The organism is Nitrospirillum viridazoti CBAmc (assembly GCF_000730165.1).
In the GTDB taxonomy this organism is placed as follows: Bacteria; Pseudomonadota; Alphaproteobacteria; order Azospirillales; family Azospirillaceae; genus Nitrospirillum; species Nitrospirillum viridazoti.
Genome location: NZ_CP022111.1, coordinates 674,367 through 686,741 on the forward strand (window position 1 = coordinate 674,367; position 12,375 = coordinate 686,741).

General features: G+C 66.8%; 10 protein-coding genes. 2 read left to right on the forward strand and 8 right to left on the reverse strand.

The annotated features are described in order from the left end of the window. Positions 1-86 precede the first annotated feature (86 nt). Positions 87-3,023: an ATP-binding protein gene (locus Y958_RS16370; RefSeq protein ID WP_088873087.1), complete on the forward strand. Its 2,937-nt coding sequence runs from the start codon at positions 87-89 to the stop codon at positions 3,021-3,023. An 18-nt stretch (positions 3,024-3,041) separates the two neighbouring features. Here Y958_RS16370 and Y958_RS16375 read toward each other — a convergent pair whose 3' ends face one another. The 8 genes from Y958_RS16375 to Y958_RS16410 form a co-directional block, all read right to left on the reverse strand. Beyond that, complete coding sequence (locus Y958_RS16375; RefSeq protein ID WP_088873088.1) at positions 3,042-3,806, reverse strand: SDR family NAD(P)-dependent oxidoreductase; 765 nt, start codon at positions 3,804-3,806, stop codon at positions 3,042-3,044. 63 nt (positions 3,807-3,869) lie between these two features. Beyond that, complete coding sequence (locus Y958_RS16380) at positions 3,870-4,427, reverse strand: response regulator transcription factor (protein WP_088873089.1); 558 nt, start codon at positions 4,425-4,427, stop codon at positions 3,870-3,872. After that, positions 4,414-5,727, reverse strand: a complete 1,314-nt coding sequence (locus tag Y958_RS16385; RefSeq protein WP_088873090.1) for an ATP-binding protein — start codon at positions 5,725-5,727, stop codon at positions 4,414-4,416. Before Y958_RS16385 ends, Y958_RS16380 begins: the two co-directional genes overlap by 14 nt. Before the next feature lie 219 nt (positions 5,728-5,946). Continuing rightward, complete coding sequence (gene cyoD / locus Y958_RS16390; protein WP_040849428.1) at positions 5,947-6,318, reverse strand: cytochrome o ubiquinol oxidase subunit IV; 372 nt, start codon at positions 6,316-6,318, stop codon at positions 5,947-5,949. Beyond that, positions 6,318-6,956: a cytochrome o ubiquinol oxidase subunit III gene (gene cyoC / locus Y958_RS16395; RefSeq protein ID WP_088873091.1), complete on the reverse strand. Its 639-nt coding sequence runs from the start codon at positions 6,954-6,956 to the stop codon at positions 6,318-6,320. Before cyoC ends, cyoD begins: the two co-directional genes overlap by 1 nt. Before the next feature lie 4 nt (positions 6,957-6,960). Beyond that, positions 6,961-8,940, reverse strand: coding sequence for a cytochrome o ubiquinol oxidase subunit I (gene cyoB, locus Y958_RS16400; RefSeq protein ID WP_088873092.1), 1,980 nt, complete (start codon positions 8,938-8,940; stop codon positions 6,961-6,963). A 3-nt stretch (positions 8,941-8,943) separates the two neighbouring features. Continuing rightward, entirely contained in the window at positions 8,944-9,840 is an 897-nt protein-coding gene (gene cyoA, locus Y958_RS16405; protein WP_088873093.1) for a ubiquinol oxidase subunit II, read from the reverse strand. 652 nt (positions 9,841-10,492) lie between these two features. Then, on the reverse strand, positions 10,493-11,260 hold the full coding sequence (locus Y958_RS16410) for a FadR/GntR family transcriptional regulator (RefSeq protein WP_088873094.1): 768 nt from the start codon (positions 11,258-11,260) through the stop codon (positions 10,493-10,495). A 296-nt stretch (positions 11,261-11,556) separates the two neighbouring features. Here Y958_RS16410 and Y958_RS16415 point away from each other — a divergent pair, with 296 nt between their 5' ends. Continuing rightward, positions 11,557-12,360 (forward strand): SDR family oxidoreductase, encoded by an 804-nt coding sequence (locus tag Y958_RS16415; RefSeq protein ID WP_040849430.1) that lies wholly within the window; start codon positions 11,557-11,559, stop codon positions 12,358-12,360. Positions 12,361-12,375: the final 15 nt, after the last annotated feature.

Consider the following 12,375-nt stretch of genomic DNA (forward strand, 5'->3'; position numbering starts at 1 on the left):
CAGGCGTATAGGGTGACCGGGGAATTGTTGCCTTTATTAACCAACTTTGTTCGGATTGGCGCCGCAGCCCACTCCCGGCTTGGTCCATGCCTGAACAAGCAACGACAACGCCATCGGCCGAAACCATCTACCGGTTCGGCCCCTACAGCCTTTATCCCGCCCGCCGACTGCTGACGGCGGGACAGCCCATTGACTTGCGCGGCCGTGCCCTGGATCTGCTGTTGGCGCTGGTGGAACGGGCGGGGGCGGTGCTGGGCCGGGCGGAACTGGAAAGCCGCGTCTGGCCGGGCCTGCATGTGGGGGAAAACAATCTGCGTGTCCAGATGGCGAATCTGCGCCGCGCCCTGGGCCAGGATGGCGACGACGGCCCCTATGTCGGCACGGTGCCGGGTCAGGGCTACCGCTTTGTCGCCCACGTGTTGAAAGAGGGCGCGGGCAAGGCTCCGCCGTCGTCCCCGGCCTTCGCCGCCTTCGCCCTGTCGCGGCAACTGGCTCGGCCACTGGGCCGGGATGACACCATAACCACGCTGGCGGCGCGTCTCGGCCGGCAGCGCCTGCTGACCGTCGCCGGGGCCGGCGGCATGGGCAAGACGACGGTGGCCTTGGCCGTGGCCGCCGCCGTGGCCGGGCGATACCCTGACGGTGTGGCCCTGGTCGACCTTTCCACCATGGGGGAGGGCGATCTGGTGCCGGCCACCGTGGCCGCCCGCCTGGCGCCCCATATCCAAGCCGCCAACCCGGTTCCGGCCTTGCTGGCCTTCCTGAAGCCCCGGCGCATGCTGCTGGTGCTGGACAGTTGCGAGCCGGTGATCGCAGCGGCAGCGGCGCTGGCCGACACCCTGTTGGCCGGCGCGCCCGGTCTCGACATCCTGGCCACCAGCCGGGAGCCGTTGGGGCTGGCGCGGGAGCAGGTCCACCGCCTGGCGCCACTGGTGGTGCCCATTCGGGCCGAAGGTTTGGGCGCCCGCCAGGCGCTCGCGCATTCCGCCGTGCAGCTGTTCGCAGCGCGGATGGCGGCGGTGTCCGGCGGCGCGCTGACAGACGCCGAGGCGCCGGCGGCAGCGGAGATATGCCAGCGCCTGGACGGCATTCCCCTGGGCCTGGAACTCGCGGCGGGTCAGGTGGCCGCCTATGGCATCGCCGGTGTGGCACGCCGGCTGGACGACCGCCTGGGCTTGTTGGTGCGTGGGCGCCGCACGGCCCCGCCGCGCCATCAAACCCTGCGGGCGGCCTTCGATTGGAGCTATGCCTTGCTGTCCGGGGCGCAGCGGGCGGCGCTGAACCGGCTGTCGGTGTTCGTCGGTGGCTTTGACGCGGCCGCCGCGATGGCGGTCGTGCCTCCAGCCGATATGGGCGGCGAGGGCACCAGCGGGCACGTCGTCGACGACTTGGTGGCCAAGTCCCTGGTGTTGGCCGACCGGCGGGGGGCGGAGGTGCGCTATCGCCTGCTGGACACCGTGCGCGCCTACGCGCGGGAATGGCTGGAGGCCAGCGGCCTGGGGGCGGAGACACGCGCGGCCCATGCTGCCCATTACCTGCGCCTGTTCCAGGCGATCCTGCCGGCATGGGCGGCCCGTCCGGCTGACGAGATGCTGCTTCGCCACGGGGCAGATCTGGATAATATCCGCGAGGGCCTGGATTGGTTCTTCGGGGAAGCCGGTGACGGAGGGATCGGCAAGGGCCGCGCCCTGGTTCTGGCGGTGGCACCGTTATGGAAGTGCCAATCCCTGTGGGCGGAATGCCAGCGCTGGACGGCTCGGGCGCTGACTGCTCCGCAGCCCTTCGCCGATGACCGGCAAAGCCTGGACTTGCATGTGTTGCAGGCCGCGGCGATGACCGTGACGGGCGCCGAGCCGCCGCCGCAAGTGATACGAATGTGGGCGGCGGTCTTGGCCGCCGCCGCCGCGCTGGGCGACCAGAATGCCCGGCAGCAGGCCCAGGTGGGACTTTATTCCATCTATTTTGATCAGGGGAATGTGCGCCAGGCGCTGGACTTGGCCGCGGCCATGCGGATCGAGGCGATGAACGGTGGCGACCGGTTCGCGCTGGCGGCGGCGGAGCGCATGGTAGGTGCGGCGTTTCACGTGCTGGGGGACCAGACGGCCGCCCGGCACCATACGGAGGCGGCGCTGGGCCTGGCGGAAGGCGGGCCCGCCACGGGGCAGCGCATCCGTTTCCAGTTGGACCAGCAAATCGCGGCGCGCAGCACCTTGGCCGGAATGCTCTGGTTGCAGGGGAACGTGCGCCAGGGGATGGAGCAGTTGCGCCGTTGCATGGAGCAGGCGGCGGCGATGGACCATGCCTATACTTCTTGTCTGGTGCTGGGGCAGTCGGCTTGCCCTTTGGCCATGCTGACGGGCGACTGGGAAGCGGCGCGGCGACACAACGACCAGCTGCTGACGCTGGCGGACCGGCATGGCCTGATGATTTGGCAGCCCTGGGCGCGGTGCCTGGACTTGATCCTGCGCCTGAAATTCGCCGGGGAAGGGATAACGCCCCCCATGCTGGATGATTTGCGTGGCCGGATGGCCGCCCTGGGGGACGTGTCCCACCCCCGCTACGGCGTCCTGGTGCGGGAAGCGGCCTTGGCGTTGGCCCGGGCGGGCGATCTGGCCGGCGGGCTGGCAATGGTCGAAGCCGCGCTGTCCCGCGCCCAGGCCAACCAGGAAGGTTGGGCCCAGCCGGAACTGATGCGCCTGCGCGGCGAGATGCTGGTGCGCCTCGGCGAGGGGGAGGCCGCAGAAGCCCTTTATCGTCAGGCCCTGGCCATGGCGGATGGTCAAGGGACCCTGTCCTGGCAGCTGCGGCTGGGGATCAGCTTGGCCCGGCGGCAGATCCGTCAGGGAGGGGCCACCGATGCGGCGGACTTGCTGTCAGGATTCTTCAGGCGGTTCGACGCCGGCCCTCCGACGCCGGAGCTGGACATCGCCAATGCCGTGCTGGGTCATTTGCGGGGACGCGCGGCGCCGGACGCTGTGCTGGATGGGCCGGCGGGGCCCGCCGGCGGTGCGCTGGCGGCCTGAACATTCCTCCGGTGCCGGTCAATCCGTAATCAGCGTACCGCCATCCACTACCAGGTTGTGGCCGGTGACGAAGGCGCCGGCGGCTGAAGCCAAATAGACGGCGGTACCGGCGACTTCGCGCGGCGTGCCCATGCGCCGCAGGGGCGTCTGGGCCATACGCTTCTCGAAACGGGCCGGGTCGGCCTTGAACACCGCCGATAGGTCGGTGTCGATCAGGCCGGGGGAGATGGCGTTGACCCGCACATTGCCGGGGCCGTACTCCACCGCCATGTTGCGCGCCATCTGCGCCAGGGCCGCCTTGGTCATGGAATAGACGCCCAGGCTGCGGTTGCCGCGCAGGCCGGACAGGCTGGACATCAGGATGACGGCGCCGTCGCCGCGCGCCGCCATGGCCGGGACGACGCGGTTGCACAGCCGGAAAACGCTGCGCAGGTTGATGGCCATGACGCGGTCGTAGGCGATGTCCGGCGTTGTGGCGCTGGGGCCGTTGTGCAGGTTTAGGCCGGCGTTGCAGACCAGGATGTCCACACCGCCCAGGCGGTTTTCCACGGCCGCCCCCAGGTCGTCCAAGGCGTCGTCGTCACTGACGTCGCAGGGAATGGCCAGGGCGCTCAACCCCTGGGCTCCGAACGCCGCCGCCACCTGGGCGCAATCGTCCGGCACTTCGCTGGAGATGACCACCGTCGCGCCGGCGCGGGCCATTTCCAGGGCGATGGCATGGCCCAAGCCCCGTGTCGATCCGGTGATGAGTGCCCGCTTGCCCGCCAGACTGAACAGATCCATGACACCTCCCCGTTTTTAGCGGGGCCTATTTCCAACCGAGCAAAGTTGTGCCGTCAATCGTTATCAACTCACGCGCTGCTTGGCCAGCTTGCGGGCCAGGGTGCGGCGGTGCATGCCCAGGCGGCGGGCGGCTTCCGAGACGTTGAAGCCGGTATCGGCCAGGGTCTCGTGGATGCGTTCCCACTCCAGCGTCTTGATGGAGGTGGCGCGGGTGGTCAGGCCGACGCCGCTGTCGCCCTCGGTGCGGCCGAAGGCGGCCTCGATGTCGTCGGTGTTGGACGGCTTGGCCAGGTAGTGACAGGCCCCCAGCTTGATCGCTTCCACCGCCGTGGCGATGCTGGCGAAGCCGGTCAGCACCACGATCTTCATCTCCGGATCATGGGCGTGCAGCATCTTCACGCATTCCAGGCCGGAGGCCCCGGCCAGCTTCAGGTCCACCACGGCGAAGTCGGGCGCCTCTTTGGTCAGCAGGTCGGGCACGGCTTCCGCCCGGTCGCAGCTCAGCACATGATATCCCCGCCGCTCGAACGACCGTTTCAGCGCCCGGCCGAAGGACGGGTCGTCTTCCACGATCAGCAGGACGGGGGCGTCCTCGTCGGCAATGGGATTATCGTCCATCATCGGCATCCTCGATCACCAGCGATTCGATGGGCAGGCGCAGTTCCACGGTGGCGCCACCGGCTGGGTTGTTGTCGGCGGTTACCCGCCCACCCAGTTTGCGCGCCACATTGACCGTAAGGAAGAGGCCAAGGCCACGGCCTGGTTTGTTCTTGGTGGACTGGTAAGGCTTGCCGAAGCGGGCCAGGATGTCGGGCGCGAAGCCCGGCCCCCGGTCCTGCACCGTGACGGTCAGCAGGCCGTCATGGCAGGCGACGTCGATACCGACCCAGGTGGGGCTGGCCTCCAACGCGTTGTCGAAGACGTTGAACAGGCTCTGCTTGATGGCGGTGTCGGACACGATGGCCACATCGTCGGTGATGTGGTTGGTGTAGTCGATGGCGCGGTCGGCGTGGGCCCGGCGCCAGTCCGCCACCACGGCGTCCAGGAACCGCACCAGGGTCGTGCGCTCCGCCCCTTCGCCCCGCGCCTCGCCCGCCGTCAGCAGGATGCGCGACACGATCTCCTTGCAGCGGGCCAATGCCGCCTGCATCTCCGCCACGTCGTCCAGCAGTTCGGCGTCCCGCTCATTGGCCGGCATGTGCTGCCAGTCGTTCAGGATGACGGACAGGGTGGCCAGCGGCGTTCCCAGCTCATGCGCGGCACCCGAGGCCAGCAGCCCCATGCGCACGATGTGGTCCTCCTCCACCGATTTTTGCCGCAGGTCGGACAGGCGGGCGTCGCGCTGGCGCAGATTGCCGTTGATGCGGGTGACGAAGCTGACCGCCAGCACGGACGCCAGCAGGAAGCAGATGAAGGTGCCGGCCAGGTACAGGTCGAACACCCGGGGCCAGGCGCCCCCGGCCGAGGCCAGCCCCTGGGAGAACAGGGCGATGTCGCGGTGATAGGCCGTCAAGCCGACGAAGCAGGCGCTGGTCAGCCCCACCAGGGTCCAGGTCAGGATCGGCCTCAGCAGTACGGCGCCTAAGATGACCTGCAGCAGGAACAGGGAGACGAAGGGGTTGGTGGCGCCGCCGCTGAGGTACAGCTGAACTGTAAGTGCGGCCACGTCCAGCAGCAGGCCCAGAAACAGTTCGCCGTTGGCGATGTGCGGGCTGGTGCGGCTGCGGTACAGGCTGACCAGGTTCAAAAGCACCAGGAACAGGACCACACCGGCCATGGGGATGAGGGGCAGTTCGATATCGAACCAGGCCTGGGCCATGGCGATGGTCGCCACCTGACCGCCGACCGCCAGCCATCGCAGGGTGACCAGAAGAAGCAGGTTCTTCTTGTTGGTGGTGTCCTGGATCGAAATCTCTTCCATCCTGTCCCTAGTCCCTCCCGGCGACGGATGTCTTTTCCGGTAGGACTAACGGTTCAACGGGGGGCCGGCAATGACGAAGGCGACCACGGGGCCATCCCGCCGCAGGGGCCGGGGTGGTCTCGTGGTCGCCCTGACGGTGGTCAACAGCGCGGGTATGGTGGGGAAGCGCCCCGGGGGAGGGGGGAGTCTGATCCACCCCTGGCCCCCGGGAAAGACGCCTTACTCCATGGGCATGGCGCCTGGCATCATGTTGGCGTTCAGGTGCAGCATGACCCACCAGGAACCGACCACCAGGATGGCGACGATCAGCAGCGTGAACAGGAACGCGGCCATGTTCCAGGACCGGGCCGACGAGCTGTTCATGTGCAGGAAGTAGACCAGGTGCACGATGATCTGGACGATGCCCAGGCCGAAGCACACCGGGATGGCGGTCCCGGCCGGCAGGGCGCCGGACATGACCAGGCCGAAGGGGATGGCGGTCAGGATGACCGACAGGACGAAGCCGACGATGTAGGACTTCACGCTGCCGTGAGCGCCCTCGCCATGGTGGCCATGATCATGGCCGTGAGCAGTGGTGTGTGCGGTAGCCATCACGCGGCCACTCCCGACAGGTAGACGATGGTGAACACGCCGATCCAGACGATGTCCAGGAAGTGCCAGAACAGGCTGAGGCAGGTCAGGCGGACAATGTTGGCGTGCGTCAGGCCGCGGCGCAGCACATGGGCGATCAGCGTCACCATCCAGACCATGCCGGACAGGACGTGCAGGCCGTGGGTGCCGACCAGGGTGAAGAACGACGACAGGAAGGCCGACCGGTCGGGGCCCGCATCCTCGCCGATCAGCTCGGCGAACTCATGCAGTTCCATGAACATGAAGCCCAGGCCCAGCAGCAGGGTGACACCCAGCCACCGCAGGGTGGCCGACTGCTTCTGCTTCTCGGCGGCGATCATGGCCATGCCGTAGGTGAAGCTGGACACCAGCAGGAAGGCGGTTTCACCGGCCACGTAGGGCAGGCTGAACAGCTCCTTGGCGTCCGGCCCGCCGGCCGTCTGTCCGCGCAGCACCGCGAACGCCGCGAACACGGCGGCGAACAGGATGCAGTCGCTCATCAGGTAGATCCAAAACCCCAGCGTGGTCTTGGAACCATCGTCGTGGTGGTGCTCGTCGTGAGCCTCCACCGCATGAAGCAGGGCCGCGTCGGCGGCCGCGACGGAATGTGCGTTGCTCATCGTCTTAGACCTGCGACGTCAGTTGCTTGAAGTACTTGCCCTCGGTCTCGGCCACCGTCTCGGAGGGGACGTAGTAGTCCCGGTTCTCGTTGAAGGTGTGGCCGATGCCCACCGCCACGGCGGCGGCGAACGCGGCAACCGCCAGCCACCAGATGTGCCAGATCAGCGCGAAGCCCAGGACGGCGATGAAGCCGCCGAGGATGACGCCCGTGCCCGTGTTGTGGGGCATGTGGATCTTGCCGTAGGCCGGCAGGGGCTGCAGGCCGGCACCGGTGGTCTGCTTCTGCTCCCAGAAGGCGTCGCGGCTGGTGACGACCGGGTCGACGGCGAAGTTGTAGAACGCCGGCGGGGACGAGGTGGCCCACTCCAGCGTGCGGCCGTTCCACGGGTCGCCGGTCAGGTCGCGCAGGGCCTTGCGGTTCAGCACGCTGACCAGGATCTGCAGGACGAAGGCGCCGATGCCGCAGGCGATGACCGCCGCACCCAGGGCCGCGACCAGCAGGTAGTTGTGCCAGATGACGTTGTCGACATGGTTCATGCGGCGGGTCATACCCATCAGGCCCAGGGCGTACAAGGGCATGAAGGCCAGATAGAAGCCGACCAGCCAGCACCAGAACGACACCTTGCCCAGGGTCTCGTTCAGCTTGAAGCCGAAGGCCTTGGGGAACCAGTAGGTGAAGCCGGCCAGGTAACCGAACAGCACGCCGCCGATGATGACGTTGTGGAAATGGGCGATCAGGAACAGGCTGTTGTGCAGGACGAAGTCGGCGGCGGGCACCGCCATCAGCACGCCGGTCATGCCGCCGATGACGAAGGTGACCATGAAGCCCAGGGTCCACAGCACCGGAACGGTGAACTGCACCCGGCCGCGGTACATGGTGAACAGCCAGTTGAAGATCTTGGCGCCGGTGGGGATGGAGATGATCATCGTGGAAATGCCGAAGAAGGCATTCACGTTGGCGCCGGCACCCATGGTGAAGAAGTGGTGCAGCCACACGATGAACGACAGCACGGTGATGCAGACCGTGGCGTAGACCATCGAGGTGTAGCCGAACAGTTTCTTGGACGAGAAGGTGGAGATGACTTCGGAGAAGATGCCGAAGGCGGGCAGGACCAGGATGTACACCTCAGGATGGCCCCAGGCCCAGATGAGGTTCACGTACATCATGGCGTTGCCACCACCGTCGTTGGTGAAGAAGTGCATGCCCAAGTAACGGTCCAGCGACAGCATCGCCAGCGTGGCCGTCAGGATGGGGAAGGCCGCCACGATCAGCATGTTGGAGCAGAGCGTGGTCCAGGTGAAAATCGGCATGCGCATCAGCGTCATGCCCGGGGCCCGCATCTTCAGGATGGTCGTGATCATGTTCACGCCCGCCAGCAGGGTGCCGACGCCCGAGATCTGCAGGGCCCACAGGTAATAGTCGACGCCGACGCCCGGGCTGTACTGCAGCTCCGATAGGGGCGGGTAGGCTAGCCAGCCGGTGCGGGCGAATTCACCCACCGCCAGCGAGATGTTGATCAGCAGCGCGCCCGCAGCCGTCAGCCAGAAGCTGAGGTTGTTCAGGTAGGGGAACGCCACGTCGCGCGCGCCGATCTGCAGCGGCACGACGATGTTCATCAGGCCGACCATGAAGGGCATCGCCATGAAGAAGATCATGATGACGCCGTGGGCGGTGAAGATCTGGTCGAAGTGCTCGGGCGGCAGCGGGCCGGCGGCGCCGGTGGAGGCCATCGCCTGCTGGGTGCGCATCATCACGGCGTCGGCGAAGCCACGCAGCAGCATGACCAGCGCCAGGATGATGTACATGATGCCGATGTTCTTGTGGTCGACCGAGGTCAGCCACTTGGACCACAGGGGCCCCCACAGGCGGAAGTAGGTGATGCCCGCGAACAGGGCCGCACCACCCAGGACCATCATCGCCACGGCGCCCATGATGATGGGCTCGTGGTAGGGAATGGCCTCGAGAGTCAGTTTACCGAACATGGATTAACCCCTCGGCTTGGCGGGATTGCACAGCTGGAGGTCGCCGCCGGCCACTTCCTTGGCCATCGCCAGGCTGACCGTCGCGTCCATGCAGGTGGAACCGTCCGAGCACTTGTTGAGAATGTCGTGGTAGAGCGTGGGCTCGACCTCGGCGTAGTAGGAGACCGGGTCCTTCTCGCTGGGCTTGGCGAGATCACGGTACTTGGCCATCGTCAGCTTGCCCTCGCCGGCGCGCGCCTTCTCCACCCACTGGGCGAAGGCGTCGTCGGTCATGGCGTGCGCCACGAAATGCATGTCGGAGAAGCCGCCGCCGCTGTAGTTGGCGGACAGGCCGTCGAAGTCGCCGGCGGCGTCGGCCAGCAGGCTCAGCTTCGTCTCCATGCCGGGCATGGTGTAGATCTGGCTGCCCAGGCGCGGGATGAAGAAGGAGTTCATCACCGTGGCCGAGGTCAGCTTGAAGTGGACCGGGGTGCCGGCGGGGAAGGCCAGCTCATTCACCGAGGCGATGTTCAGCTCGGGGTAGATGAACAGCCACTTCCAGTCCATCGAGACGACTTCGACCTCGACGGCCTTCTTGTCGGCGACCAGCTCACGGCTGGGCTCCAGGGTGTGCGAAGACACCCAGGTGACATAGGCCAGCACGGCGATGATGACGCAGGGGATGCCCCACACCGCCAGCTCGATCTTGGAGGAATGGTCCCAGTCCGGCTTGAAGGTCGCCGCCTTGTTCGAGGCGCGGTAGCGCCAGGCGAACAGGAAGATCATGGCGATGACGGGGATCACGACGATGAGCATCAGGCACGTGGCCAGGATGATGATCGACTTTTCCTCGGCACCGATGGGGCCCGCCGGATCCAGCAGGGCCATGTCGCAGCCGCTGAGGAAGGGCGCAGCGGCCATGAGTGCCGCCAGGGATTTTGTGCGGCCGCGAAGGCTCCGCAAAATTCTAAGGGTCGCAGTCATTCTGTCCACGTAAAGCCGTGATTGATCGTCAACTCATGATTCTAATTTTTGGGCGCTTAGCCATTGGCGTACTTGGGTTGTGGCGTTGACTCCTCAATGCCGGCCCTCGCCGGCCTGCATGAGAAGGGACGCCACCTCGCCGCATCGCGTGAGGTTTCGCACTGCAAAAGAACTAGACCTCCGCCGCGTCATTTATCGAGTTCATTGTGCAGGGGGGATTGGACAATTGGTCCAAGGGCGGGCCACCACCGGTCCGCGTACGCGCGGGCGCGTCGAGCCATAGATGGCTTTAGTGCACTGAAATTACTTAATGATTTCCGGTGTGTCCGACGAATTGTCCGGGCGGGCTCATGGTTGCCATCCTGTGACATGCGTATGGCGTAGGCCAGCCGTGCCCCGGGTTCAACCGCCATTCATGGTTAAAGGGGTGGGCGCGCATCCGTTCCATCCGAAACGGTCGTCCGATTCGGAATCTATCAGCACCACCAACGGTTTATGGTTATCGACCTGGTAAGGGCCCGAACCGCGGTTGTGATCGCAATTGCTGCGTGCGCGAAGCGGGAAAATGTCTCGCCTCGCGGTGGTGGTATCACCGCCGCGGCGGGGGGGCGGCGGGCGGCGCCGCGGTTGGGTCCAGGGCCTCGTCCAGATCCAGGCCGGCGGTATCGTACCCGCGGCGGAAATCCACCATGTGCTTGCGCATCCACTCCCGCGCCACCGCCGCGTCGCCGTCGGCCAGGGCCTCGACGATGTGGCGGTGGGCTTCCACCAAGCGGCGAGGTCCCACCGCCGACGTCTTGGGATGGCGGAACAGCCGTTCCAGGGCGGGATAGAACAGCTGGGTCACCGGCTCGCGTGCCAGCAGCAGGGCGCGGTTGCCCGCCGCCTCCGCCACCAGGATATGGAAGGCGACGTCCAGCGGGATGATGGAGGTGCCGGCGGCGATGGCTTCCTCCGTCGCCTCCACGTTGGCGCGCAGCTGCGCCAGGCGGCTGGCGTCGATGCGGCCGGCGGCGTGGGCGGCGGCGCTGGGCTCCAGATCCATCGACACCTCCCACAACTCGCGGAAGGTGACGCGCTGCATCACCATGGCGCGGGACAGGCGGGGCGCCAGATCGCCGTAGTGGGGCTCGGCGACATAGAGGCGCCGCCCGGCCTCCCGCCGCACCAGGCCGCTCTGCTCCAGGATGCGGATGCCCTCGCGCACGGTGTGGCGGGTGACGCCGAACTGATCGGCCAGTTCCGTTTCCGTCGGCAGGATGTCCCCGGCGTTCAACCTGCCGGCCAGGATCTCCCGCTCTATGGTGTCGCTGACCACCTTATAGGTGGGCAGGATGGCCAGCCGTGCGAACGCCATGCGCCGAATGCCCCTTTGCCCGCCGTGCCGGATAGGCCCGACACTGGTCCCGTACGGGTGATGAAACCCCAGGCGGCAGTTCACTGCGGCCCGTCCTTGTGAACGCTCCTCTAGCACAAGCCGCCGCGTGCCGGAATTGATCTTGTGTTTTCAGGGCGATATTTCAATTGTCCAACAAACGAACAATGGCATACAGTGCCCCCGCCCAGCAACCACCCCGTAGGGGCCGGGTCACGGGTAAATACCGGCCCCGGCAACGCATCCGGGATGCCGAACGACAGGAGGAAACGCCCATCATGTCTTCGCTTGCCGCCCCCAAGACGGATGCCTTGCATCGCCTGTTCGACCTGTCCGGCCAGGTGGCCCTGATCACCGGCGGATCGCGCGGGCTGGGCCTGCAGATCGCGGAGGCGTTGGGCGAATTCGGCGCCCATCCCGTGCTGGTTGCCCGCAAGACGGAAGAGCTGGAGGCCGCCGTGGCCCACCTAGCCGGCCAGGGCATCACCGCCACCGCCATTCCCGCCGACCTCAGCCGGCAGGAGGCCATGGCCCCGCTGGTGGAGAAGGTGATGGCGGATCTGGGCCGCATCGACGTGCTGGTGAACAACGCCGGCACCACCTGGGGTGCCCCGGCGCAGGACCACACGCCGGAACAGTGGGCCAAGGTGGTGGACCTGAACCTCAACGCTGTGTTCTTTCTGACCCAGGCCGTGGCGCGGGCCGCCATGCTGCCCTTGAAGCGGGGGCGCATCGTCAACGTCGCCTCCATCGCCGGACTGCAAGGTCACCACCCGCGTATGATGGGCACCGTCGCCTATGGCACCACCAAGGGCGCCCTGGTCAACATGACCCGCGTGCTGGCGGCGGAGTGGGGGCCCTATGGCATCACCGTCAACGCCCTGGCGCCGGGCTTCTTCCCATCCAAGATGACGCGCGGCACCCTGGCCAAGCATGAGGCCGACCTGGTGGCCGGCACCCCTCTCGGTAAGCTGGGCAACGACCAGGATCTGAAGGGTGCCGCCCTGCTGCTGGCCACGGCCGCCGGCGGCCACATCACCGGCCAGATCCTGGCCGTGGATGGCGGCGTCAGCGTCATCTGATGCCAGCAGGAAGGA

Excerpts from the sequence above, each read along its gene's own strand:
- Y958_RS16370 (WP_088873087.1), top strand. The coding sequence starts at position 87 with ATGCCTGAACAAGCAACGACAACGCCATCGGCCGAAACCATCTACCGG.
- Y958_RS16375 (WP_088873088.1), bottom strand. The coding sequence starts at position 3,806 with ATGGATCTGTTCAGTCTGGCGGGCAAGCGGGCACTCATCACCGGATCG.
- Y958_RS16380 (WP_088873089.1), bottom strand. The coding sequence starts at position 4,427 with ATGATGGACGATAATCCCATTGCCGACGAGGACGCCCCCGTCCTGCTG.
- Y958_RS16385 (WP_088873090.1), bottom strand. The coding sequence starts at position 5,727 with ATGGAAGAGATTTCGATCCAGGACACCACCAACAAGAAGAACCTGCTT.
- cyoD (WP_040849428.1), bottom strand. The coding sequence starts at position 6,318 with ATGGCTACCGCACACACCACTGCTCACGGCCATGATCATGGCCACCAT.
- cyoC (WP_088873091.1), bottom strand. The coding sequence starts at position 6,956 with ATGAGCAACGCACATTCCGTCGCGGCCGCCGACGCGGCCCTGCTTCAT.
- cyoB (WP_088873092.1), bottom strand. The coding sequence starts at position 8,940 with ATGTTCGGTAAACTGACTCTCGAGGCCATTCCCTACCACGAGCCCATC.
- cyoA (WP_088873093.1), bottom strand. The coding sequence starts at position 9,840 with ATGGCCGCTGCGCCCTTCCTCAGCGGCTGCGACATGGCCCTGCTGGAT.
- Y958_RS16410 (WP_088873094.1), bottom strand. The coding sequence starts at position 11,260 with ATGGCGTTCGCACGGCTGGCCATCCTGCCCACCTATAAGGTGGTCAGC.
- Y958_RS16415 (WP_040849430.1), top strand. The coding sequence starts at position 11,557 with ATGTCTTCGCTTGCCGCCCCCAAGACGGATGCCTTGCATCGCCTGTTC.